This window comes from Amycolatopsis sp. cg13, assembly GCF_041346965.1.
Classification (GTDB): Bacteria; Actinomycetota; Actinomycetes; order Mycobacteriales; family Pseudonocardiaceae; genus Amycolatopsis.
The window spans coordinates 3,357,522-3,382,099 of record NZ_CP166848.1 but is presented as its reverse complement, the minus strand read 5'-3'; the positions used below and the strand labels follow the sequence as shown (position 1 = coordinate 3,382,099).

Below are 24,578 nucleotides of genomic sequence, written 5' to 3'. Positions count from 1 at the left end.
GCGGCTCCCGGACCACGACCGGAGCCCGACGCGCTACGGTGGCCGCGTGTACTCCGCAGCGTTCCTGGCCACGATCCCGAGCCCCGACCAAGGCGTCTGGCACCTGGGCCCGATCCCGATCCGGGCGTACGCGCTCTGCATCATCGCCGGCATCATCGTCGCGATCTGGTGGGGCGAGCGGCGCTGGGAGGCACGGGGCGGCACGAAGGGCACCGTGCTCGACATGGCGGTGTTCGCGGTGCCGTTCGGCCTGGTCGGCGGCAGGCTCTACCACGTCGTCACCGACCCCGAGCTGTACTTCACCGAGGGCAAGAACCCCTGGAACGCCTTCGCCATCTGGGACGGCGGCCTCGGCATCTGGGGCGCGGTCGCGCTCGGCGCGGTCGGCGCGCTGATCGCCTGCCGGCGCCGGGGGATCCCGCTGCCCGCGATGGCCGACGCGATCGCGCCCGGCATCATCGTCGCGCAGGCGATCGGGCGGCTCGGCAACTACTTCAACCAGGAGCTGTACGGCGGGCACACCGACCTGCCGTGGGGCCTGGAGATCTACCAGCGCTTCGACCCGGCCACCGGAGCCCCGGACGCCCTCGGCGGCGTCGCGACCGGGCACATCCCGCTGCCGGAAAGCCCGGTGCACCCGACGTTCCTGTACGAGCTGGTCTGGAACCTGCTCATCGCGCTGCTCGTGGTGTGGGCGGACCGCAAGTTCAAGCTCGGCCACGGCCGCGCGTTCGCGCTCTACGTCGCGGGCTACACCGTCGGCCGCTGCGGGACCGAACTGCTGCGCTCCGACCACGCCAACCACATCCTCGGCCTGCGGGTCAACGTGTGGGTGTCGATCCTGCTGTTCATCGGTGCGATGGCGTACTTCGTCCTCGCGGCCAAACGCGGCCCGCGCGAAGCACCGGAGACGTTGCGCAGCAAGGGAGACGAGCGGGACGCCGCCGTCGAGTCCACTTCGGACGACGCGGGCGAGAAGCCGGAACCGGACGAGAAGGCTCCGGAGGACACTGTGGACGCCGGGTCTTCCTCCGCGCCGGGGGAGAACGGCAAGTCCGAGAAGTCTTAGGCGCAGAGCCGAAAAAGAGGTCCCCGCCCGGGTTGGGCGGGGACCTCTTTCGCGTGTGGCGGGCTGAGGTACGTGAGGGGAACCCTGAGGGAATCAGATTCCCTCAGGGTTCCCCTCACGTACTTCGGAGCGGGGCTCAGCTGAGGAACGAGCCGCCGAAGTAGTCGTCGTCATCGCCGGAGTCCTGACGCCGGGAGCGGCGGCCCGGCGACGGCGGCGGCTGGGGCGCGGACCGCTTCGGCCGGTCGCCCCGGTCGGCGAGGGGATCGGCGAAATCGTCCTCCGGTTGCGGTTCCGGTGCGCGGTGCCGAGGCGGAGCGGGAGGAGCGGGCGGTTCTTCCTTCGGCGGAGCCGGGGGCGGCGGCGGAGTCCGGTCGGCGAGCGGATTCTCGTTCGAGTACTCCGCAGGCCCCGGCGAGGGCGCGGGCGGGGCCGGGGGCTGCGGGCGGCCGCTGCTCGCCAGCGGGTCCTCGGCGGAGAACCCGGCGGGCTTGTCCGGCGTGTCCGGATACGTCGCGCGACCGGTGTCCGACAACGGGTTCCCGGCGCCGCCGGTGCGTGCCTCGAGGATCTCCTCGGGGGACTGGCCCTCCTCCAGCTCCTCGAGGATGTCCTTGGCCTCGCTGAGCTTTTCGTCGGCGAGCGCGCGGACCTCGGGGTCGGCGAAGGCCCGGCCCGCGGCGACGTCCTCCCAGGTGAATTCGCCCGCGTCGACCTTCCGCTTCACCAGCCGCAGCTGGGCGGGCGCGTCCGGACGCGAGGCGGCCTTCTTGATCGCCTCGATCCGTTCCGGGGTGTCGGTTTTCGGCAGCGGGCGGAGCTTGATCTTCTCCAGGTCCTTCAGCAGCTGCTGGGACTTGCGGACCGTCCGGTCGAGCGCGGCCTCGGCCTCCCGCAGCTCGGGCGTCTTCCACGAATCGTCCGCGGTGACGGGCTGGGACATCTCGGCAGTTCCTCCTTAGTCGATGCGGCCGTGGATCCGGCCGCTCGCCGGGCGCCGGGGCGGATGGGACGGCGGATGGTTCGCGGGCGGGTGGTTCGGCTGGGACGGCGGGTGATTCGGTTGCTGGGGCGGCTGGTGGTTCTGCTGGTTCCGCGGGGGCTGGTGCTGCGGACCGTCCGGTTGGGACCGCTGGTCGTGCCCGCGTTCGCCGGAACCCTGCGACCGGTCGCCCTCGTCGCCGGAGCGGCGGTTGCCGTTCTCGCCGGAATTGCCGTCGCCGGACGTGTGGTCGCCTTCCTCGCCGCCTTCGCGCGAGCGCCGGTTCTCCGCATGCGCCTCGCGCGACTCGTTGACGCCGTCCTTGCCCGCTTGCACGGCGTCCTTGGCGTCCTGGCCGATGCCCTTGGCGTTCTCCTTGATGTCGCCGACGTCCCCGCCGATGTTCTTCGCGATGTCGACGAGATCGCCGATGCTGCCGACGTCCTTGATCTTCTGCAGCTGCGACCCGATGTCCTTGATCGAGTTCCAGATGTCCTGGACCTTCGTGATGATGTCCTGGATCATCTCGATGATCGAGATCAGCGCGTTGATCAGCGGCAGCAGTTCGCTGAACGCGGTGATCGCGTCGGCGATCCAGCCCGCGATCGGGACGCACGCCTCCGCGGCCATCACCAGCAGCCGGTCGATCAGGCTCTTCAGCAGGTCCAAGGCCTTGGCCGCGAGCTTCTTCGACGTGTCCGCCAGCAGGTCGAAACCCTTGGCGATCAGCGACGCGATCCCGGCCTCGGCGGCGAGCCCGGCCCGCCATCCGGCCTGCACGTAAGCCTTGTGCTCCAAGGAAGCCATGCCGTGCCAGGAATCGCTGACGGTCTTCTCGTTGGCGACCATCACCTCGGAGAACGCCTTCATCGCCTCGGAGATGTTGCGCCACGCCTCGGCGTCGGCCGACATCTTCGAGAAGTCGCCGGTGAGCGGTTCGATGAACTGCTGGGTCAGCGTCGTGCCGGTGAACTTCTGATACACCCACTCGACGGCCATCACCTCGACGCCGGCGTCCTTCACCAGCGCCTGGACGTCCTCGCCGGAGGTGTCTTCCGGCGGCTGCAGCAATTCGACGATCGAGTCGCCGCGGTCGAAGTCGCCGGTGCCGCCGGGAACTCCGCCGGGGTCTCCGCCCGAACCCCCGGTGTTGCCCTCGCCGCCGTTGCCGCCGCCTTCGCCGCCCTCGCTGCCGGAGCCGCCTTCGCCGCCCCCGTCGCCGCCTTCACTGCCGGAGCCGCCCTCTTCGCCGCCCCGGCCGCCGCCTTCGTCGCCGCCCTCGTTGCCGCGATCGCGACCCCGGCCGTCGCCGCCTTCTTCGCCGCCGTCCTGGCCATCGCGACCGTCACGGCCGTCTCGGCCGTCCCGACCATCGCGGCCGTCTCGACCATCCCGACCATCCCGGCCGTTGCCGTCGTTGCCGGAGTTTCCCCCGGTGCCGCTCGGATGCGTCTGGTCGTCCCCGCCGGACGGACGACGCCCGTCCGGACCGGTGCCGCCCGGATGATTCCCGCCCGGATGGCCGGGCTGATTCCCGCCCGGGTGATTCCCGCCGGGCGGCGGCTGATTGCCGGGATGCGGCTGATTGCCCCCGGGGTGTGGTTGGTTGCCCCCGGGATGCGGTTGGTTGCCGCCGGGGCGGGACGGCGGATGCGTCGTCCCCGTTCCCCCGGGGTGGTGGCCGCCGCCGTGCCCGCCGCCGTGCCGTGCCATGTCTTGTCCCCCTCGTCAGAACCGTGTGGTGCGGATGCGCATCAGGCCGCGCCGCGGCCGGAGTCGATGCCGTCGAACTGGTCGATGAACTTCTGGAGCAGCTGCGCGGAATTCGCGTCGTGGTGCGCGTAGGCCTGCGCCGCCTGCTTGACCCCGTCGGACAGCGAGGTCAGCCGCGAGTGGCCGAAATCGAGCGTGCCGCCGTAGAGGTTCCCGACCAGCTGCACCACCGGCTGCAGCACCATGAACAGGCCGGTGAAACCGGACGTGTCGCACGCGGTGGAGCGCATGTAGTCGTTGATCTTGCTGATCTTCTCGTGGAGGCTGTCGAGCACCTCGGCGTACTGGTTCATCGTCTCGACGTCGACTTCTATGCCGGACATGAAAGAAACCGCCCTCCCCGTGAGCTGTTGGTTGCCGAACACTATGGCAACCGACGATCACCGAGTGTGGGCGGTTCCCGGAAATTTGTGCGATTACCTGGGAAGATCGGGCGAAGGGGACGAAGCGGGCGCATCGACTTCGTCACGCGACAGGTGCGCGAGGCCGCTCCGGGGCTTATGCTTCGCGGACCGAAGCATCGGGAACCCATCCGGAACTACGTCGTTCCGCGCTGCCGGATCGTTACCGTTCTTCCCCGTTCGGGGAGCTCCGAGGCGCTGCTGGGGTGTTTCCCAGGTGTTAAAGTCGCGCTAACAAGCGGGCCATCGTCGTCCCGTGCGCTCCCCGCGGCCGGTTCGCCGGCCACCGCACGAAACGACGAAGGAGGTCCCTTTTCCATGATCTTCTCCGCCATCCCCGGCAAGCAGGGTCTGTACGACCCGGACACCGAGCAGGATTCCTGCGGCGTCGCCATGGTCGCCGACGTCCAGGGCCGCCGTACGCACGGGATCGTCACCGACGGTCTCGCCGCGCTCACGAATCTCGACCACCGCGGAGCCGCGGGAGCCGAGCCGACGAGCGGCGACGGCGCCGGGATCCTGCTGCAGCTGCCCGACGAACTGCTGCGCGCCGAGGCGGGATTCCCGTTGCCCGCCGGCGGCGGATACGCCGCCGGGATCGCGTTCCTTCCCGCCGAGGACGAGCAGCGCCGCAAGGCGATCGGGCTCACCGAACGGATCGCGGCCGAAGAAGGGCTCACTGTCCTTGGCTGGCGCGAGGTTCCGGTGGACACCGACGGCGCGGAGATCGGCCCCACCGCGCGTTCGGTGATGCCGCATTTCGCGATGCTGTTCGTGTCGTCCCCGCACGGCGAAACCAGCCTGGAGCTGGACCGGCTGGCCTTCTGCCTGCGCAAGCGCGTCGAGCACGAGAGCCTCGCTTCCGGCTGCGGCACGTACTTCCCGTCGCTGTCCGCGCGCACGATCGTCTACAAAGGCATGCTCACGCCCGAGCAGCTGCCGCGGTTCTTCCCGGATCTGCGCGATTCCCGGCTCGCCAGCGCGATCGCGCTCGTGCACTCCCGGTTCTCCACCAACACTTTCCCGTCGTGGCCGCTCGCGCACCCGTTCCGGTTCGTGGCGCACAACGGCGAGATCAACACGATCCGCGGCAACCGCAACCGCATGCGCGCCCGCGAAGCACTGCTCGAATCGGACCTGCTTCCCGGCGATCTTTCGCGGCTGTACCCGATCTGCTCGGCCGACGCGTCGGACTCGGCGTCCTTCGACGAGGTGCTGGAGCTGCTCCATCTCGCGGGCCGCTCGCTGCCGCACGCGGTGCTGATGATGATCCCGGAGGCGTGGGAGAACCACACCTCGATGGATCCGGAACGGCGGGCTTTTTACCAGTTCCACGCCAGTTTGATGGAACCGTGGGACGGCCCGGCGTGCGTCACCTTCACCGACGGCACGCTCGTCGGCGCGGTGCTCGACCGCAACGGCCTGCGCCCGGCGCGCTGGTGGCACACCGCCGACGGCCGCGTCGTTCTGGCGAGCGAGGCCGGAGTCCTTGACGTGGCCCCGGAAAACGTCGTCGCGAAGGGCCGGCTGCAGCCCGGCCGGATGTTCCTCGTGGACACCGCGGCGGGCCGGATCGTGGACGACGAAGAGGTCAAGTCCGCACTGGCGCGCAAGCAGCAGTACAGCGACTGGCTGCACGCCGGGCTGCTCAAGATCGCCGAGCTGCCCGACCGCGACCACGTGGTGCAGAGCCACGATTCCGTGCTGCGCCGCCAGCTCGCTTTCGGCTACACCGAAGAAGAACTGAAGATCCTGCTCGCGCCGATGGCCGCCAACGGGGCCGAGCCGATCGGGTCGATGGGGTCGGACACCCCGGTCGCCGTGCTGTCCAAGCGGTCCCGGCTGCTGTACGACTATTTCAAGCAGAACTTCGCGCAGGTGACCAACCCGCCGCTGGACGCGATCCGCGAAGAGCTGGTCACGTCGATGAGCCGGATCATGGGGCCGGAGCGCAATCTGCTCGCCCCGGGGCCCGCGTCGTGCCGGCACTTGAACCTGCCGTACCCGGTGATCGACAACGACGAGCTGGCCAAGCTCATCCACATCAACGACGACGGCGATCTGCCCGGTTTCGCCTGCAGTGTCCTTTCCGGACTGTACGAAGTGGACGGCGGGGCAGAAGCGCTGGCGGCGGCGATCGAGCGGGTGCGGCGCGACGCGTCCGAGGCGATCGCGGCGGGCGCGCGCACGCTCGTGCTGTCCGATCGCGATTCCGACCACCGGATGGCGCCGATCCCGTCGCTGCTGCTGGTTTCCGCGGTGCACCACCATCTGGTGCGCACCAAGGAACGGCTGCGCGTCGCGCTGGTCGTGGAGACCGGCGACGCCCGCGAGGTGCACCACATCGCGCTGCTGCTGGGCTACGGCGCGGCGGCGGTGAACCCGTACCTGGCCTTCGAAACCATCGAAGACATGATCAGCCAGGGCGCGATCACCGGCATCGAACCGGCGAAGGCGATCCGCAGCTACGTGCAGGCGCTCGTCAAGGGCGTCCTGAAGATCATGTCCAAAATGGGCATTTCCACGGTCGGCGCGTACACCGCGGCGCAGGTGTTCGAATCCCTTGGCCTGAGCCAGGAACTGCTCGACGAGTACTTCACCGGGACGTCGTCGAAGCTCGGCGGCGTCGGCATGGAGGTGCTCGCCGAAGAGGTCGCGGTGCGGCACCGCCGGGCGTACCCGGACAACCCGACCGACCGGGTCCACCGTGGACTCGAGACCGGCGGCGAGTACGCGTACCGCCGCGAGGGCGAGCTGCACCTGTTCACGCCGGAGACGGTGTTCCTGCTGCAGCACGCGTCGAAGACCGGCCGCGACGAGGTGTACCGCCAGTACACCGAAGAGGTGCACCGGCTTTACCGCGAGGGCGGCACGCTGCGCGGGCTGTTCAAGTTCCGCGACGGCGCGCGCGAGCCGATCCCGCTGGACGAGGTCGAACCCGCGTCGGCGATCCTGCGCCGGTTCAACACCGGGGCGATGTCGTACGGCTCGATTTCGGCCGAGGCGCACGAAACTCTCGCCATCGCGATGAACCGCATCGGCGGCCGGTCCAACACCGGCGAGGGCGGCGAAGACCCGGAGCGGCTGTACGACCCGCAGCGGCGCAGCGCGATCAAGCAGGTCGCGTCGGGCCGGTTCGGGGTCACCAGCGAGTATCTGGTGAACGCGGACGACATCCAGATCAAGATGGCGCAGGGCGCGAAGCCGGGCGAAGGCGGGCAGCTGCCGCCGAACAAGGTGTACCCGTGGATCGCGCGCACGCGGCATTCGACGCCGGGCGTCGGGCTGATTTCCCCGCCGCCGCACCACGACATCTATTCCATTGAGGACCTGGCGCAGCTGATCCACGACCTCAAGAACGCCAACGAGAAGGCCCGCATCCACGTGAAGCTGGTGTCCTCGCTGGGTGTCGGCACGGTCGCGGCGGGCGTGTCCAAGGCGCACGCGGACGTCGTGCTGATCTCCGGGCACGACGGCGGCACCGGCGCGTCGCCGATGAATTCGCTCAAGCACGCCGGGACGCCGTGGGAGATCGGGCTCGCCGAAACGCAGCAGACGTTGCTGCTCAACGGTTTGCGCGACCGGATCACGGTGCAGGTGGACGGTGCGATGAAGACCGGCCGCGACGTCGTGATCGCGGCGCTGCTCGGGGCAGAGGAATACGGCTTCGCGACGGCGCCGCTGGTGGTCGCGGGCTGCATCATGATGCGCGTCTGTCACCTCGACACGTGTCCGGTCGGCGTCGCGACGCAGAGCCCGGAGCTGCGCAAGCGCTACACCGGACAGGCCGACCACGTGGTGCGGTATTTCGAGTTCGTCGCCGAAGAAGTGCGGGAAACCTTGGCACAGCTGGGATTCCGCACGCTCGACGAGGCGATCGGCCACGCCGAGATGCTCGACACCGACGAGGCCGTGCAGCACTGGAAGGCCTCCGGGCTCGACCTCGGCCCGGTCTTCGACATGCCCGCGGAAACGCCGTACGGCGGCTCGAAGCGGCGCGTGCGCGAGCAGGACCACGGCTTGGCGCACGCACTCGACCGCACGCTCATCCAGCTCGCCGAGGCGGCGCTGGAAGACGCGCACCCGGTGCGCCTGGAACTGCCGGTGCGCAACGTGAACCGCACCGTCGGCACGCTGCTGGGCTCGGAAATCACGCGCCGCTACGGCGGCGAGGGCCTGCCGGACGGCACGATCCACGTGCTGCTCACCGGTTCGGCCGGGCAGTCGCTCGGCGCGTTCCTGCCGCGCGGCATCACGCTGGAAATGGTCGGCGACGCCAACGACTACGTCGGCAAGGGCCTGTCCGGCGGCCGGATCGTGGTCCGCCCGCATCCGGACGCGAGCTTCGCCGCCGAACAGCAGACGATCGCGGGCAACACGCTGGCCTACGGCGCGACGTCCGGCGAACTGTTCCTGCGCGGGCAGGTCGGCGAACGGTTCTGCGTCCGCAACTCCGGCGCGACGGTCGTGGCCGAGGGCGTGGGAGACCACGCTTTCGAGTACATGACCGGCGGCCGCGCAGTGGTGCTCGGCCCGACCGGGCGGAACCTGGCGGCCGGGATGTCCGGCGGCAGCGCGTACGTGCTCGACCTGGACCGCGCGAAGGTCAATCAGGACATGGTGGACCTGCTTCCGCCGGACCCGGAGGATCTGGCCTGGCTCAAGCAGATCGTGCAGCAGCACCACGACCTCACCCGCTCGGCCGTGGCCGCGTCGCTCCTGGGCGACTGGACCCGGCGCTCGGCGGCGTTCACCAAGGTGATGCCGCGCGATTACCAGCGGGTCCTCGATGCGGCGAAGGCAGCGCGTGCTGCCGGCCGCGATGTCGACGAAGCGATCATGGAGGCGGCTCGTGGCTGACCCCACCGGTTTTCTGAAGCACGAACGGCAAGAACCGAAGAAAAAGTCTTACGAGGAACGGCTTTCCTCGTGGGGCGAGGTCTATGCGGACGTCTCGCCGGAAGAGCGCAACGAACAGGTGCGCACGCAGGCGTCGCGGTGCATGGACTGCGGCATTCCGTTCTGCCATTCCGGCGGATCCGGTTGTCCGCTGGGCAATTTGATTCCGGAATGGAACGACCTCGTCCGCCGCGGCGACTGGGCGGCGGCCAGCGATCGCTTGCACGCCACCAACAATTTCCCGGAATTCACCGGGAAATTGTGCCCGGCGCCGTGCGAGGCGGGCTGCGTGCTGTCGATCTCGCCGTTGTCCGGCGGACCGGTCGCGATCAAGCGCGTCGAAGAGACGATCGCGACGCAGTCGTGGGAAGCCGGATACGTGCAGCCGCAGGTGGCCGAGGTGTCCTCGGGCCGCAAGGTGGCCGTCGTCGGCTCGGGTCCGGCCGGGCTCGCCGCGGCGCAGCAGCTGACCCGCGCGGGCCACGAGGTCACCGTGTTCGAACGGGACGACCGGCTCGGCGGCCTGCTGCGGTACGGAATTCCCGAGTTCAAAATGGAGAAGAAGGTCCTCGACCGGCGCCTCGCGCAATTGCGCAAGGAGGGCACGAAGTTCGTCACCGGCTGCGAGGTCGGCGTCGACCTGTCGGTGGAAGACCTGCGCGCGCAGTACGACGCGGTCGTGCTCGCCGTCGGCGCCCTGCGCGGCCGCGACGACCGCACCACGCCGGGCCGATCGCTGCACGGGATCCACCTGGCGATGGAACATTTGGTGCCCGCCAACAAGTTCGTGGAAGGCGACGGCCCGTCCCCGGTCGACGCGAACGGCAAGCACGTCGTGATCATCGGCGGCGGCGACACCGGCGCGGACTCCTACGGCACTGCCACCCGCCAGGGCGCGCTGTCGGTCACCCAGCTCGACCAGTACCCGACGCCGCCGCAAACCCGCGACGACGAACGGTCCCCGTGGCCGACCTGGCCCTACATCCTGCGCACCTATCCCGCGCACGAGGAAGCGGGCGAACGGAAGTTCGCCGTGGCGGTCAAGCGGTTCGTCGACGACGGCCATGGCCGGGTGAAAGCCGTGGAACTGCAGGAAGTCCGCGTGCAGAAGGACCCGGAAACCGGCCGCCGCGAGGTGCTCCCGGTGAACGACGAGGTCGAAACCCTGCCCGCGGACCTGGTCCTGCTGGCGATCGGCTTCGAAGGCGTCGAGGAAATGCCGCTGCTGGAAGGCCTGGACCTGACCCTGACCCGCCGGGGCACCCTGTCGTGCGGCTCGGACTGGCAAACGGAAACCCCAGGAGTCTTCGTCTGCGGCGACGCCCACCGCGGCGCCTCGCTGGTCGTGTGGGCCATCGCGGAAGGCCGCTCCGTGGCGGCCGCAGTGGACACTTTCCTGACGGGCGCTTCGGATCTTCCTGCTCCCGTGCACCCGACCGCATTGCCGCTCGCGGTGGTGTGATCGAACCCTGGCTCGGGCCCCGGCGCAACGGCGCGCCGGGGCCCGTTTCTTTAAGCTGGGTTCTGTGCGGATTGGCGAATTAGCCCGGAAGACCGGAGTCAGCGCCCGCTCGCTGCGGTACTACGAGCAGCAGGGCCTGGTGCAGAGCACCCGGTCCGCGGGCGGACAGCGGCACTACCTCGCGACGGAGGTCGAACGGATCGAACTGATCCGCCGGCTGTTCGACGCAGGCTTGAACAGCAAGGTGATCGCCCGGCTGCTGCCCTGCGTACACAGCGACGACGAGGGCGTGATCGAAGACGCTTTCACCACGATGGTGGGGGAGCGGGACCGGCTGACCGCCGACATGGCACGCCTCGCCGAGGCGCGGGATGCCCTGGACGTGTTGATCGAGGCGAACACGCGATACCGGCAGGGCGCGGGGAGCTCGTGCTAGACGCTGATGACCAGCTTGCCCGAGGCGTGGCGGGATTCGACGAGCGCCAACGCTTCCTGCGCCCGTGCCAGCGGATAAGTCCCGGTGATGTGCGGATCGAGCCGCCCTCCGGCCATCAGCTCGGCGACTCGTTCGAGACTCGCCCGATCGAGCCGACGATGGACGAACACTCCGCCGAGTTCGGTCACTGACGGATCCCCGACTGCGATGAGCTTCTTTCCCAACGGTGCGACGGCGCGCAGGGACTGACCGCCGACCGTGTCGACTACGGCGTCGAAGTTGCCCACGACGCTGCCCGCCGTGTAGTCGACGAAAGCCGCGCCGTACTTCGTCGCGAGATCGCGCTTGGCCGTGCTGCCCGTGCCCGTCACGACGAGCCCGCGATCCCGCGCGAGCTGCGCCACCGCGATCCCGACTCCGCCGCCGATCCCGTTCACCAGCAGCGACGCGCCCTTCGGCAGGTCGAGCTGGTCGAGCACGTCCAGCGCCGTGGTGCCCGCGACGGGGATAGTCGCCGCCCAGGCCCACGGCAGCGAGTCGGGGATCCGGGCGGTGGACTCGACGAGGAGCAGCGTGGTTTCGGCGTACGTGCCCGCCCCGGTCAACGCGAACCCGGCGACCCGGTCGCCGATCTCGAGCCCAGTCACGTCTTTCCCCGTTTCAAGCACTGTCCCCGCTGCTTCCATCCCGATGACCTGAGGAAACGGCAGATGGCCATTCAGGTCGGGGACGTGCCCTCCTCGCAGCAGATGATCGAGCGGATTCACTCCGGCAGCCGCCACCCGGATCAGAACTTCCGCGGGACCGGGCGTCGGATCCGGCCGTTCGAAGAACTCCTGGACCTCGGCCGCGCCGAACGATCGGTATCCCAAGGCTGTGCTCATCTGCCGGTTCCTCCCGCATCTCGGTCTGTCCGAAACCGACGCTATTCGTTGACACCGATGTCAACTTCCAGCCGATGTGACCCGGCCGACACGGTTCGCGGGAAACTGGAGCCGCCGACCGATTCGGCACCCGCTCCCGCCAAGACTCCCCGGACGCGTGACCCTCGACGCCCACCGCCCCGGGCAAAGGCGGCAGACCCTATCCTGAGACGCGTGAACTGGACAGTCGACGTTCCCGTAGACACTCTCCCCGAGCTGCCGCCCCTGCCTCCTGAGCTGCGGGACCGCCTCGACACCGCCTTGTCGCTGCCTGCCGCGCAGCAGCCGGAGTGGCCCGACGTCGCGCTGGCCAAGCGGGTGCGCGGCGTGCTGGAGAGCGTGCCGCCGATCACCGTGCCCGCCGAGATCGACCGGTTGAAGAGCCGGCTCGCCATGGTGGCTCGCGGGGAGGCCTTCCTGCTTCAGGGCGGCGACTGCGCGGAGACGTTCGAGTCCAACACCGAACCGCACATCCGGGCCAATCTGCGCACGCTGCTGCAGATGGCCGTTGTGCTCACCTACGGGGCCAGCCTGCCGGTGGTGAAGGTCGGGCGGATCGCGGGCCAGTACGCGAAGCCGCGCTCGTCGGGCACCGACGCGCTCGGGCTGCCTGTCTACCGGGGCGACATCATCAACTCGCTCGTCGCCAAGCCGGAGCTGCGGGTTCCGGACCCGGGCCGGATGATCCGCGCGTACGCGAACGCCGGCGCGGCGATGAACCTCGTCCGCGCGCTCACCGGCGCGGGCATGGCCGACCTGCACCAGGTGCACGACTGGAACAAGGACTTCGTGTCCTCGTCGCCGGCGGGGGAGCGGTACGAGGCGCTCGCCGCCGAGATCGACCGCGGGCTGCGGTTCATGAACGCCTGCGGCGTCACCGACACCTCGCTCCAGTACACCGAGATCTTCGCCAGCCACGAGGCGCTGCTGCTCGACTACGAGCGCGCGATGCTGCGGCTGGACCAGGCCGACGCGGCGAACCCGAAGCTGTACAACCTGTCCTCGCACTTCCTGTGGATCGGCGAGCGCACCCGGCAGCTCGACGGCGCGCACATCGCGTTCGCCGAGCTGCTGTCGAACCCGATCGGGCTCAAGATCGGCCCGACGACCACGCCCGAGCAGGCGCTCGAGTACGTCGAGCGGCTCGACCCGCGCAACGAGCCGGGACGGCTCACGCTCATCTCCCGGATGGGCAACGGCAAGGTCCGCGAGGTGCTGCCGGCGATCGTGGAGAAGGTCGAATCGTCCGGGCACAAGGTCATCTGGCAGTGCGACCCGATGCACGGGAACACGCACGAGTCGTCCACCGGCTACAAGACCCGGCACTTCGACCGCATCGTCGACGAGGTCCAGGGCTTTTTCGAGGTGCACCACAAGCTCGGCACCTACCCCGGCGGCATCCACGTCGAGCTGACCGGCGAGGACGTCACCGAATGCCTCGGCGGGGCACAGGAAATCTCCGACGTCGACCTCTCCGGCCGCTACGAGACCGCGTGCGACCCCCGGCTCAACACCCAGCAGTCGCTGGAGCTGGCCTTCCTGGTCGCGGAGATGCTGCGCGGCTGACCGCCCGCCCGAGAGTGCTGATCCCGGTCAGAGCGGACACCGGGCCCGGCACGCGATGCCGAAGTACGTGAGGGGAACCCTGAGGGAATCAGATTCCCTCAGGGTTCCCCTCACGTACTTTCGCGGGAACGGCACAGTGGGCGCAAGACCGCGCACAACCTGAAGCCGCAGAGCACCGCTCACGAGGCGTCCAGCAGTTCCGCCGCCGATTTGGCCACCGCGTCGCGCAGCGAACCGAGATCGGCAACCGCGTCCGCGTTCGCCTGCAGTCCGATGTGGACACTGTCGCGATAAGGCGCCACCGCGATGCCCACCGCCTGATGCGGGGCCAGCGGCACGAACGGATAGACCTCCGTCAGCGGCGCTCCGGCGAGCGCATGCCGGGCGGGCGGCACCGGAACGGTCGTCACCACCAGATCGAACAGCAGCGGCGCGGCCAGCCCGGCGGTCCGCGTGCCCAGCCAGTGCAATGCGGCGGGCATCCGGTCGGCCAGCAGCGGGAAAGCGCCGGCGCCGCGGGAAGGCCCGGCGGCTTTGTTGCGCGTCATCTCGGCGCGCACTTCGGCCAACCGTTGCACCGGATCGTCCATTCCGATCGGCAAATCGCACAAATAGCCAGAAAGCTTGTTCCCGCCCCATTGCTCGGCCGCTCTCCCGCGCACGCTCACGGGAATCAGCGCGCGCACGGAACGTCCCGCCGCGCGAATGCCGCGATTGATCAGCCATTCGCGCAACGCGCCGGACAACACCGCGAGCACGACGTCATTCGTGGTCCCGCCGTGCGTTCGCCGGATCCGGCGAAGATCGGCTGAGGCCAGCCGGGCGAAACCGAGGCGCCGTTCGGCGGTGGCGGGTGCGGCCAGCGGCAGGCACGGCGGACGGGCCGCGCGGACCACCGACGACGCGATTCCCGCTGTCTCCAACGTATCCCGCACCGCGTCCATCGGCGAGCGCGGCTGCGGGACCGCCGGCGCGGGCTCGGGAAGCGGCAATCCGTCCAGGAGTCCTACCGTGACGGCGTACGCGCCCGCGCCGTCGGTGAGCGCGTGGTGGAGTTTTAGCAAGATCGCGAAGGTTCCGTCCGGAAAACCTGTCACCACAGTGAGTTCCCACAACGGACGGTGCGGGTCGAGCGGTTCGGCGATCCACCTCGCCGCGAACTCCGGGAGCGGGTCCGGGTCGTACAGCGTGGTCAGCCGGTGGTGGTGAATGTGTTTCACTGCCCGGAAATCCGGGTCGTCCACCCAGGTCGCGGAGCCGGGCGGGAACAGCCCGGCGCGGATTTTCCGGCGCAGCGGCGGAATCTCCGCCGCCCGGCGGGCGAGCAGCGCGGCCAGCCGGTCCGGATCGATCGGCTCCTCCGGCGCGAAGACCAGGGCCACGCCCATCTGCATCGGCGCGGTTTCCCTGGAGAGGCAAAGAAAAGCGACATCGAGCGAGCTGAGCGAAGCAGCTGCCATGGTCCACCTTCCAACGTCCGGCGTCGAGTGCGAATGTCGAGGGCGAATGTCACGACACTACTCGGGTATGACCGGCGGACGGCCGTTATGTTTCGGGGACGCTAATTCCCCGGGATTTCACTCGCCCGGGGCACGCCGCGGCTGCCGCTGCGGCAGGCCGGGCCCGGCGGAGTCGTTGACCTCGGCAGCGATCTGGCGCATCGCGACGCCGTTGCCCGGCCGCTTCGGCAGCCCCGGCCACAGTTCGCTGGCTTCGTGCGCCGCGGCGCGCAGCCGTCCGCCGTCGAGTTTGGTGTGCGTTTCCGGGATCTCGCGGTCGAGCCACTGCACGATCAGCTTCACCGGACCGGCGCTGGGCAGCGGCCACACGAAGACCGGGTGCTCGTAGCGGAACTCCGACCCGCTGCCGTCCTCGACGCGCAGCACCGGTTCGTGCGGTTCGCCCGCGCTCGGCACCGAAACGGTTTCGGAGCTGGCCCGGCCGCCGTCCGGGAACAGCACGCCGACCAGCAGCGAGTTGTAGTCCGGGATCCGCCGGTGGCCGATCAGCGGCGCGCCGTCCATGCGGTCGCGCGAGTACACCGCGATCCGCAGCGTCATCGCCTCCGGCCACACCTCGATCGCGCGCAGCGCCACGATGGTGCGCTCGGACCGGCCCAGCGGCGTCGGCCACGGCACCAGCGCGGGCACGATGTGGTCGGCGGGCGGGCCCGTCCACGGACGGCCCTCGTAGCCGAACAGCTCCTGCTCCCGGACCGGGAACAGGGGTCGCTCGCGAGGACCGTCCGTGAAGAAGCTCATCAGTCCTCGCGAGGGGCGAGACTGCCGTCGGAGTCCGGCTTCTTGGCGCCCATGGCGTCCATCAGCTGGCGGGCGAGGCCGAGGCCCGTGCCGCCGAGGGAGAGCGCCTTGGTGAACATGTCCGACATCCCGTCCGCGCCGTTCAGGACCACCATGTGGTCGACATTGCTGAAGGCCTGCGCGCCGGCTTCGACGATCTCCGGCCAGCGCTCGGCCAGCTGTTGTGCTACCACAGCCTCCTGGTTCTCCGCCAGTGCGGCCGCGCGCGCCTTGATCGCCTCGGCCTCGGCGAGCCCCTTCGCTTTCGCCGCTTCGGCTTCGGCCAGACCCTTGGCCTTCGCCGCCTCCGCGTCCGCGAGGCCCTTCGCCTTGGCCGCGGCCGCTTCGGCCTCACCAGTGGCCTTCGTCGCGCTCGCGCTGGCTTCCGCGCGGGCCTTCGTCGCCTGCGCTTCGGCGTCCGCCGCGGTCTTGACCCGGGTCGCGTCCGCGCCCGCCCGCAGCTCGGTTTCCTTCGCCTGTGCCTGCGCGCGGGCGATTTGCGCGTCGCGTTCCGCGTCCGCCGTGGTGCGCGTTTCGTACGCCTTCGCGTCGGCCGGTTTGCGGACCTGCGACTGCAGCCGCTGCTCGGACAGCGCCGCCTCGAGTTCCGCGGCCCTGGTCTCCTGGACCACGACCTCCTGGCGCGCGGTCGCCTCGGCCAGCGGACCGGACTGGCTCGCCTTCGCCTTGGCCTGGTCCACCTCGGCCTGGTACCCGGCCTGCTGGATCTGGCTTTCCCGGATCGCGCCCGCCTTGCGCGCGGCGGAGATCTGCTCGGCCTCGGTGGCCTCCTGGTCGCGCTGCGCCTCGGCGATCCGCGCCGCGGCGGCGATCGCGGCCGCGTGCGGTTTGCCGAGGTTGACGATGTAGCCGGACTCGTCGTCGATCTCCTGGATCTGCAGCGAGTCCACGATCAGCCCGAGCTTGATCATCTCGGTCGCCGACGACTGGCGGACCTCGCCGGTCAGCGCGTCGCGGTTGTGGATCATCTCCTCGATGGTCAGCCCGCCCACGATCGAGCGCAGATGCCCGGAGAACAGCTCGTGGATGGTGTCGTTCATGCCCTTCTGCTGGTCGAGGAACCGGCGGGCGGCGTTCGCGATCGAGGCGAAATCGTCGCCGACCTTGTAGATCACGACCGCGCGCACGGTGACCGGAAGACCCTGTTTCGTCACGCACGAGACCTGCAGGTTCACCCCTCGGGTGTCCAGCGACAGCCTGCGCGCGGTCTGGAAGCCCGGCAGCACGTTCACGCCGCGGCCGGTGATGATCTTGAACCCGAGGCTGTCGGCCGTTTCGGTGCGCTCGACCCGGACGCCCCAGCCGGAGATGATGAGCGCCTCGTTCGGCTCCGCCACCTTGTACAGGATCCGCAGGAGCCCGAACAGCAGGATCACGGCCACGACCGCGATCACCACGATGACCCAGATTTCCATAGCCCTCGCCGCACTTTCCGTATTCAGCTGGCACGGCGCTCAGGCGCCGTCAGCACTGCGACGCGGTCAAGCGCGCAACGGTTGCCACCTTTCCACGTAGACCGTGCGCGGAGGCTCGAAATCGACCACCAGAACGGGTGTGCCGACGGCGAAGGTGGTGTCCGGCTCGGCCGGGTAGGCGTAAAAGGCCTCGGTGCCGCCGCGGACGCTAAGCAGCACCTCGCCGATCAGCCCTGGCCCGACGGTGCCGGTGACCCGGCCGCGGCTGCCGATCATCCGCCGATCCCCCGGATCTTGACCTTGGTGCCCTTGGGCACGAACGAGCCGGGGGCCGGGTCCTGCTCCAGGACGAAGTTGAAGCCACCGCCGCCGTGCCCGTGGCCGTTGCCGTCGCCGCCCTTGCGGTCGACGTCGAGCCCGGCCTGCTTGAGCAGGTCCGCGGCCTGGTCGAACGTGCGGTACCGGACGTCCGGCACCTGCACCGCGTTCGAGACGTAGACCTTGACCTTCTTGGTCCCCGCCGAGCCCGCGCCCGGGTCGGTGCGCGTGACCGCGCCCGCGGGCACGGACTGCGAGAACTCCTCGCCGCCGTCCTGCGGCTGGAATCCGGCCTGCTGGAGGATCTGGAACGCCTCGGCCTTGGACCGTCCGGTGACGTCCGGGACCGGCGGAAGCGGTTCCGGGCCCTTGGACAGCACCAGCGTCACCTGGCCGCCGATGTCCACCGGGGTGCCCGCCGCCGGGCTCACGCTCACGACGGTGCCCTGCGGCGCGGTGTCGCTGTACTCCGGCGTGCCCTGGACGACGGTGAGCTTCTGCTCCTGGATCGCCTTCGTGGCGGTGTCCAGCGCGGTGCCGACCTGGATGTTCGGCACCTTCGGCTTGCCCTTCGACACGACCACGGACACGGTGGCGTCCTGGTCGAGCGTGGTGCCCGGCGCCGGATCCACCTTGATGACCTTGTTGGCGTCGACGGTGTTGTCGAATTCCTGGCTGTAGCGCGGGTTCAGCTTCGCCGCGCGCAACTGGTCGCCCGCCTCGGCCTGGGTCAGCCCGGCGAGCTTCGGCACGGTCGTGGTCGTGACCTTGGAATCGCTGAGGATGAACGCGAACGCGCCGATCAGCCCGCCGAGCACCAGCACCCCGGCGATCGCCAGCGCGATCAGCTTGCGCTTGTCGCGCGGCTTCCGCGGCTCGTCGGGAGCCGGAGCGGGCGGCCCGGCGTGCGGCGGACCGGCCGGGGGAGGCGCGGCGGGCACGGCGCGGGTCATGGCGCGCGTGCCGCGCGGACCGGAGACCGGCATGGTCTGCTGGCCCAGCGGAACGTTCTGCTGGACGGCCGGGATGTTCGGGAGCGTGCGTTCGACGTCCGACACCCGGTCGCCGTCCGGCGGCGGGGGCACCGGCACCGCGACCGGCTGCAGCCCCAGCTCGGCGCGCGCGGCCTGCAGCTGCGCCAGGAACTCGCCGGCGTCGGCCGGGCGCTGCTCCGGGTCGCGGCGGGTGGCGCGCAGGATCAGGTCGTCGAGCACCGGCGGCAGGTCCGGGCGCAGTTCGCTCGGGCGGGGCACGTCGTCGTTCACGTGCCGGTAGGCGACCGAGATCGCGGTGTCGCCGGTGTAGGGCAGGCGGCCGGTGAGCATCTCGTACAGCAGGATGCCCGCCGAATAGACGTCGCTGCGGGCCGTGGTGTCGCCGGTGGCGACCTGTTCGGGGGCCAGGTAGCCCACGGTGCCGAGGATGACGCTCGAGCTCGTGGTGCCCGCGCTGGCCACCGCGCGGACCAGGCCGAAGTCGCCGACCTTCACCACGCCGCCCGCCAGCTGCCCGCTGCGGCCGATGAGCACGTTCTCGGGCTTGACGTCGCGGTGGACCAGCCCGGCGGCGTGCGCGGCGGCCAGCGCGGCCAGCACCGGCTCCGCGACGCTCAGCGCGAGCGAGACGTCCAGCTGGCCCTGCTCGTCCAGCAGGTCGCGCAGCGTGCCGCCGTTGACCAGCTCCATCACCAGGAAGGCGAGGCCGGTGTCCTGGCCCGCCGGGGTGTCGAAGCCCTGGTCGTGCACGGCGACCACGTTCGGGTGATGCAGCTGGGCGGCCGAACGCGCTTCGCGCACGAACCGGTCGACGAACGACCGGTCGTCGGCGAAGCGCGGATCCATGATCTTGATCGCCACCGCCCGGTCGAGGCGGGTGTCGAGGCCCCGGTAGACGGCCGACATCCCGCCCCTGGCCAGCAGCTGGTCAACGCGGTACCGGCGTTCGAGCAGGGTGCCGACGAGGCTGGGCTGGGTGCGCGTCACGGTGGGCAATCGTACGGAAGGACCCGCGCGGCGGGGCGGGTCACCCGTGCGTAGCAGTGGGCCGGACGGGGGAATGTGGCACAGTGTCACGTGTGAGTGGGATTCCTGTCGCCGACGACATCCTCGACACCGAGGTCGCGGTCAAGCCGTTGCCGGAGGTGGCGGCCGCATTGGGGGTGTCGGCCAACAAGGTCCGCCAGATGCTGCGGGACGGCGAGCTGATCGCTGTCCGGCGCGAGGGCGAACTCTGCGTGCCCGCCGCCTTCTTCGTGAAGGACGGCATCGTCAAGGGGCTGGGCGGCACGATCACCGTGCTCGCCGACTCCGGGTTCAGCCGCACCGAGATGCTCCGCTGGCTCTTCACCGCCGACGACACGCTCCCGGGCAGCACGCCGATCAACGCGCTGCGCACCAGCCACGGGACCGAGGTCAAGCGGCGCGCGCAGGCGATGGCGTTCTAGACCCTTCCCGCGTTGCTCGCCGAAGGGCTGACAACAATCGCCCTTCCGGACAGAAATCGCGGTTGTCGTTGACGCGGTCAATTGGTCCAGTCCATCCTCGGGAACCGTCCTGAAAATCCTGCTCTGCCGCATGCTGGAGAGGAGCATCGGGCATGGGAGGACGGGTTTCCGGAAGACGCCGCGCGATCGCGTCGATCGCGCTGGTGCTGGGCAGTTCCGCGGTGGCGGCACCATCCGCGGCGGCCGCGCCCTTCGCGGCAGCGGCACCGCAAGCGCGGGAAGTGGCTTTGCCGACGGGGGACCGGCTGACGGTTTTCCCGGGGCCGAACGGCGGTACGAATTACGCTTTTTCGTCGCCGCCGCGCACCGCTTTTCAGTCGTATCAAAGCGACGGCGGCGACCGGTATGTCATTCCGGGCGAGGTCGTTCCGTTTCTCGGCCGGCTGGACAAATCGCTGTTCGACGTCACCGCGCTGGCCCGGCTGCAGCCCGGGAAGACGCCGCTTGAGCTGACGTTCCCCGCTGGCACGGCCCCGACGGCGCCGCCCGGCATCACGATCGTCTCGTCCGCCGGGAACACCGCGACCGGCTACCTCGCTTCGCCCGCCGAATTCACCGCTGACCTGCACCGACGCCTCGCCGACGACGCCGCCGCCGGACGACCGGCGGGCAGCAGCGCGCTGCCCGCGACGATCCGGCTGGCCGGCGCGCCGCGCGAACAGCAGCCGCGGTATCCGATGAAGATCCTCGAACTCCGCCTGCTCGACCTGCAGGGCCGATCGGTCAACGGCATCGTGTCGCTGATCAACACCGATTCCGCGGCCAAGCTGCTGCGGCACGTCGACGTCGACGGCGTCACCCGGATCGCGGTTCCCGAGGGGCATTACGCCGCGTCCGCCACCTTCTCCGACTTCGACAACGCGGGGAGCGTGATCGCCACGCGGACTTCGTGGGTCGAGGGGTTCGCCGTCGGCGATTCGCCGGATACGCAGACCCTGACCGTGGAAGAGAAGTACGCGACCGCCGAGGTCAAGGTGGCCCCGTCGAAGGCGACTACGCAGGCTTCGCTCACCACCAACTTCTTCCGCGAGGACGCGACCGGCCGCGGATTCGCCGTCGGGATCTCGGGCAGCACGACCAAGCAGTACGTGCGGCCGGTGCCGAAGCCGGCTCAGGGTTTGCTGCACTACGTCGTGCAGTGGGCAGGCAAACCGCCCAAGCCCGAGGACCGGTACCGCGTCGACCTTTCGTTCGCCAGCGACGGCATCGCCGAGAACCAGTCGTTTTCCACAAAGGACAGTGAACTCGCGACGGTCCGGGATCGGATGTATGCCGACCCCGCGGACAAGATGCCGGTCGCGATCGACAGCGGCCCGGTGGACCCGGTGATCCTGCGGCACGGACTCGGCGCGAGCGGCTTCTTCATCCCCGCGCCCGGAGTGCTGACCGACTACCTCGGCACCACGCACACCGCGGAATGGGTGCAGTACGAGCAAAAAGGCTCGTCGTACACGCTCATGACCGCCGATCCGCGCACCTACCGGCCGGGCAGCACCACGACCGTCGACTGGTCGCGCGGCCCGCTGACCGCCGGTCTCGGGCAATGGAAGCGGGACCGATTGTGCGAGGCCTGCTATTCCGGCGGCACGGTGTCGGTCGCCATCCCGGAATTGCGCGACAGCGAACCGGACCACACCGCGATCCCGTTGTTCTACGCACCGCAGCTGCATTTCTCCTTGTACCGCAACGATCAGCAAGTGTTCGATCAGGACGGTGCCTACGGTGCGTCAGTCGAGGTGCCGAAGACGCCAGCCACTTTCCGAGGCGTGCTGGACGTCGACCGGACCGCGATCCCCGGCGTCGGCCAGGCCGGGAAACTGCGCACCGAGCTGACCCTGCAATACGACCCGGCTGCGGCTGATGCTGCGCTCCCTCCGCCGCATCGTTGCCAGGCAGCCGATCCGACGCAGCCGTGCCGGGTCCTCGGCGCGCTGACCGTGGATTACCGGCTGGATTCCGATCTCTCCACGACGTCGTCCTCGCCGCTGCAGGTACTTGAATTGCACGTCGGTCACGCCGCTTACAGCGGTGCCGGATCGCATTCGCCGATCACCTCGGCGACCGTTTCGGTGTCGGTCGACAACGGAGCCACCTGGCAGCCCGCGCAGGTCTTCGGATTGTTCGGCGAATACGTCGCGATGTGGCGGAATCCGCCAGCCGGGACGTCACCGTCGCTGAAGGTGACCGCGCGGGATCTGGCGGGCAATGCGATCACGCAGACGATCAGCAACGCCTACACCGTCGGGAAGGCCGAGCGATGAAACGCATCCTGGCTGTGCTGCTTCTCCTCGGCGCGCTCATCCCGTCCGTCGCGTCCGCCTCCCCGCGAGACATCTGCGGCCCCGCCGTTCCGGGCTTCGCTCGCTGTTACGCCAAAGTGGACAGTCGCGCTGCCTTGCGCGCCACCGGCTACAGCCCCGCTGACCTGCGTTCTGCCTACCGCCTGCCTGATACCGGCGGCGCGAACGAGACGATCGCCATCGTCGACGCCGGGGACGCTCCGACCGCCGAAGCGGACCTGGCGGTATATCGACAAACCTACGGCCTCCCGCCCTGCACCACAGCGAACGGCTGCTTCCGCAAAGTCAATCAGCACGGCGATGCTGCGCCGCTCCCGCCGCGACAGGGCGACTGGCCAGTGGAGATCGCTTTGGACCTGGACATGGCCTCCGCCGCCTGCTCCCAGTGCAAAATCCTGCTAGTGGAAGGCGATGACGCGTCCTTCGACGCACTCGGCACATCGGTGGACACGGCCGTGAAGCTCGGTGCGACGATCGTGTCGAACAGCTACGGCGCACCGGAAAGCCATTGGTCCGGCGATTTCGCCGCGCACTACCGGCATCCCGGCGTGGCGATCGTCGCGTCGAGCGGGGACGGCGGATTCGCGGCGCCGAGCGCGCCCGCGGTGTACGCCAGCGTCGTCGCGGTCGGCGGCACGTCACTGTCCAAAGCGGACAATGCGCGCGGCTGGACCGAATCGGTGTGGAAGGGCGCTTCGAGCGGATGTTCGGCCTGGGTCGCGAAACCCGCGTGGCAGAAGGATCCGAACTGCCCCGGCCGGACGGTCGCCGATGTGGCCGCGGTAGCCGATCCCGCCACCGGACCCGCCGTGTACGAGACCACAGTCCTCCACGGCTGGACGGTAGTCGGCGGCACCAGTGCTTCTGCGCCGTTCATCGCCGGAGTCATCGCTTTGGCCGGACACCATGAGCAGTATCCGGACGCCTCGTGGCTGTACGCGGGGAAACTCAACGACGTCGTCGGCGGGGACAATGTCGTATTCGAGGAATGCGGCGACTACCTCTGCACCGGCGTCCCGGGATACGACGGCCCGACCGGCAACGGAACGCCTAATGGACTAGCTGCTTTCTGACCGTCCACAACGGATGCGCGACCGCCGCGACCACCTGCATCCCCGCCGCCGCGAGCAACCCGACGGTGGGGGAGTAGGCGGCTAACGGCCCCGCAACGGCGTTCCCCAGCGCTATCCCGGCGATCTTGATGCTGGCCGCGGTGGTGAACACTTGCGCCCGCATTTCCGGCGGCGCTTCCCGATGTCGAACCGCGAACAACGACGCGAGCTGCGGTCCTTCGCCAATCCCGGTGAGCGCCACCGCAATTACCAATAGCGGCGCGTTCGGTGCTACCGCTGCCCCAGCTAACCCGAGTCCAATCGCGACCGTGCTCAACTGCACCGCTCGATCCGGCGAATACGACCGTCGCGAGAGAATCGCATTCGCCAGCAGCGAGGCGACCGACAAACCGACGAGCAACAGCGTCCCATACCCCGCGCTGCCGAGCCGCTGCTCGCCGATCAACGGGTAGCAGACGAACGCCATCCCGATCCCGACGCACGACAACGTCGAGGTGGCAGTCGACTGTCGCAACGCAGGATTGCGGACAAGAACCGTTGCCGCTTCAAAGAATCTTGGCCGTTGCTCTTCACGGTTGCGGGGGAGCCGCCACGCGAACGGCACCGCGATCAATGTCAGCACCCCAGCCACGACCATCGCGACCGGAGCCCCCGCCGCCGTAGCGAGCACTCCCGCAAGCCCCGGCCCGACGAGTGCCGCCGCAGTGAACGTCATGGCGTCGAGCGTGCTCGCCCTACCGAGTTTTTGTGCAGGTACCAACGCGGGAACCTGCGCCGTCCACCCGCCTCCGATCGCCGGCGCCAGCAACCCGGTCACCACGGCAATCCCCACCACCAGCGCAAACGGCACCACTCCGAACAGCGCGGTGATCGCAGCCAGCCCCACTGCGTACCCGATCAGCCCCACCGCGAGGATCCGGCCAGGCGTGCGCGACCGGTCCAGGGCCGCGCCCAGGACCGGCCCGCCTACCGCCGCCGCGACAGTGAGCCCGGCCAGCAGAGTCGACCCGGCGACCGCTCCCGACGCACCCACGCCGAGCAGCAGCAGCGCCGGACCGGACAACTCGTCCCCAGTGCGCGCCGCCGTCGCCCCGATGAGATACGCCGCGAACCTGTAACGGCTTGTCACGTTTGAGA

Annotated in this window: 18 protein-coding genes; 8 read left to right on the top strand and 10 right to left on the bottom strand. The window is 69.6% G+C overall.

Going from position 1 to position 24,578, the window contains the following annotated elements:
- Positions 1 to 46: 46 nt before the first annotated feature.
- Positions 47 to 1,069, top strand: coding sequence for a prolipoprotein diacylglyceryl transferase (lgt, locus tag AB5I40_RS15255; RefSeq protein WP_370939153.1), 1,023 nt, complete (start codon positions 47 to 49; stop codon positions 1,067 to 1,069).
- A 136-nt stretch (positions 1,070 to 1,205) separates the two neighbouring features.
- On the opposite strand, the gene AB5I40_RS15250 is transcribed toward lgt, so the two are convergent.
- From AB5I40_RS15250 to AB5I40_RS15240, 3 genes are read right to left on the bottom strand one after another with little or no spacing between them, the layout of a single operon-like run.
- Positions 1,206 to 2,012, bottom strand: a complete 807-nt coding sequence (locus AB5I40_RS15250; protein WP_370939152.1) for a hypothetical protein — start codon at positions 2,010 to 2,012, stop codon at positions 1,206 to 1,208.
- Positions 2,013 to 2,027: 15 nt separating this feature from the next.
- Positions 2,028 to 3,764, bottom strand: coding sequence for a hypothetical protein (locus tag AB5I40_RS15245; RefSeq protein ID WP_370939151.1), 1,737 nt, complete (start codon positions 3,762 to 3,764; stop codon positions 2,028 to 2,030).
- A 41-nt stretch (positions 3,765 to 3,805) separates the two neighbouring features.
- Positions 3,806 to 4,147 (bottom strand): hypothetical protein, encoded by a 342-nt coding sequence (locus tag AB5I40_RS15240; protein WP_370939150.1) that lies wholly within the window; start codon positions 4,145 to 4,147, stop codon positions 3,806 to 3,808.
- Positions 4,148 to 4,543: 396 nt separating this feature from the next.
- On the opposite strand from AB5I40_RS15240, the gene gltB reads away from it, so the two are divergent.
- The 3 genes from gltB (at position 4,544) to AB5I40_RS15225 (ending at position 11,022) form a co-directional block, all read left to right on the top strand.
- Positions 4,544 to 9,085 (top strand): glutamate synthase large subunit, encoded by a 4,542-nt coding sequence (gene gltB / locus AB5I40_RS15235; RefSeq protein ID WP_370939149.1) that lies wholly within the window; start codon positions 4,544 to 4,546, stop codon positions 9,083 to 9,085.
- Positions 9,078 to 10,586 carry a glutamate synthase subunit beta gene (locus tag AB5I40_RS15230; protein WP_370939148.1) on the top strand — a complete coding sequence of 503 codons (1,509 nt, stop codon included), beginning with the start codon at positions 9,078 to 9,080 and terminating at the stop codon, positions 10,584 to 10,586. Before gltB ends, AB5I40_RS15230 begins: the two co-directional genes overlap by 8 nt.
- A gap of 64 nt (positions 10,587 to 10,650) precedes the next feature.
- On the top strand, positions 10,651 to 11,022 hold the full coding sequence (locus tag AB5I40_RS15225; RefSeq protein ID WP_370939147.1) for a MerR family transcriptional regulator: 372 nt from the start codon (positions 10,651 to 10,653) through the stop codon (positions 11,020 to 11,022).
- Here AB5I40_RS15225 and AB5I40_RS15220 read toward each other — a convergent pair.
- Positions 11,019 to 11,906 (bottom strand): NADP-dependent oxidoreductase, encoded by an 888-nt coding sequence (locus AB5I40_RS15220; RefSeq protein WP_370939146.1) that lies wholly within the window; start codon positions 11,904 to 11,906, stop codon positions 11,019 to 11,021. The two genes, AB5I40_RS15225 and AB5I40_RS15220, sit on opposite strands and share 4 nt — an antisense overlap.
- Before the next feature lie 213 nt (positions 11,907 to 12,119).
- Here AB5I40_RS15220 and AB5I40_RS15215 point away from each other — a divergent pair, with 213 nt between their 5' ends.
- Positions 12,120 to 13,511 (top strand): class II 3-deoxy-7-phosphoheptulonate synthase, encoded by a 1,392-nt coding sequence (locus tag AB5I40_RS15215; RefSeq protein WP_354747996.1) that lies wholly within the window; start codon positions 12,120 to 12,122, stop codon positions 13,509 to 13,511.
- 179 nt (positions 13,512 to 13,690) lie between these two features.
- Here AB5I40_RS15215 and AB5I40_RS15210 read toward each other — a convergent pair whose 3' ends face one another.
- The 5 genes from AB5I40_RS15210 to pknB all read right to left on the bottom strand — a co-directional run bounded on the left by AB5I40_RS15210 (position 13,691) and on the right by pknB (position 19,547).
- On the bottom strand, positions 13,691 to 14,971 hold the full coding sequence (locus AB5I40_RS15210) for a wax ester/triacylglycerol synthase domain-containing protein (RefSeq protein ID WP_370939145.1): 1,281 nt from the start codon (positions 14,969 to 14,971) through the stop codon (positions 13,691 to 13,693).
- A gap of 117 nt (positions 14,972 to 15,088) precedes the next feature.
- A complete protein-coding gene (locus AB5I40_RS15205) occupies positions 15,089 to 15,772 on the bottom strand; it encodes a hypothetical protein (RefSeq protein WP_370939144.1) in 684 nt (227 codons plus the stop codon).
- Entirely contained in the window at positions 15,772 to 17,247 is a 1,476-nt protein-coding gene (locus AB5I40_RS15200; RefSeq protein WP_370939142.1) for an SPFH domain-containing protein, read from the bottom strand. The genes AB5I40_RS15205 and AB5I40_RS15200 overlap by 1 nt, the downstream gene beginning before the upstream one ends.
- 66 nt (positions 17,248 to 17,313) lie before the next feature.
- Complete coding sequence (locus tag AB5I40_RS15195; RefSeq protein ID WP_037809693.1) at positions 17,314 to 17,523, bottom strand: hypothetical protein; 210 nt, start codon at positions 17,521 to 17,523, stop codon at positions 17,314 to 17,316.
- On the bottom strand, positions 17,520 to 19,547 hold the full coding sequence (gene pknB, locus AB5I40_RS15190; protein ID WP_370939141.1) for a Stk1 family PASTA domain-containing Ser/Thr kinase: 2,028 nt from the start codon (positions 19,545 to 19,547) through the stop codon (positions 17,520 to 17,522). The genes AB5I40_RS15195 and pknB overlap by 4 nt, the downstream gene beginning before the upstream one ends.
- 92 nt (positions 19,548 to 19,639) lie before the next feature.
- Between pknB and AB5I40_RS15185 the strand changes: the two genes are divergently transcribed.
- From AB5I40_RS15185 to AB5I40_RS15175, 3 genes are all read left to right on the top strand, one after another.
- Positions 19,640 to 20,008 (top strand): Rv2175c family DNA-binding protein, encoded by a 369-nt coding sequence (locus AB5I40_RS15185; protein ID WP_370939139.1) that lies wholly within the window; start codon positions 19,640 to 19,642, stop codon positions 20,006 to 20,008.
- A gap of 152 nt (positions 20,009 to 20,160) precedes the next feature.
- Entirely contained in the window at positions 20,161 to 22,329 is a 2,169-nt protein-coding gene (locus tag AB5I40_RS15180; RefSeq protein WP_370939138.1) for a hypothetical protein, read from the top strand.
- A complete protein-coding gene (locus tag AB5I40_RS15175) occupies positions 22,326 to 23,441 on the top strand; it encodes a S8 family serine peptidase (RefSeq protein ID WP_370939137.1) in 1,116 nt (371 codons plus the stop codon). Before AB5I40_RS15180 ends, AB5I40_RS15175 begins: the two co-directional genes overlap by 4 nt.
- Here the strand turns inward: AB5I40_RS15175 and AB5I40_RS15170 are convergent.
- Positions 23,419 to 24,570: an MFS transporter gene (locus AB5I40_RS15170; RefSeq protein ID WP_370939136.1), complete on the bottom strand. Its 1,152-nt coding sequence runs from the start codon at positions 24,568 to 24,570 to the stop codon at positions 23,419 to 23,421. The two genes, AB5I40_RS15175 and AB5I40_RS15170, sit on opposite strands and share 23 nt — an antisense overlap.
- Positions 24,571 to 24,578 lie beyond the last annotated feature (8 nt).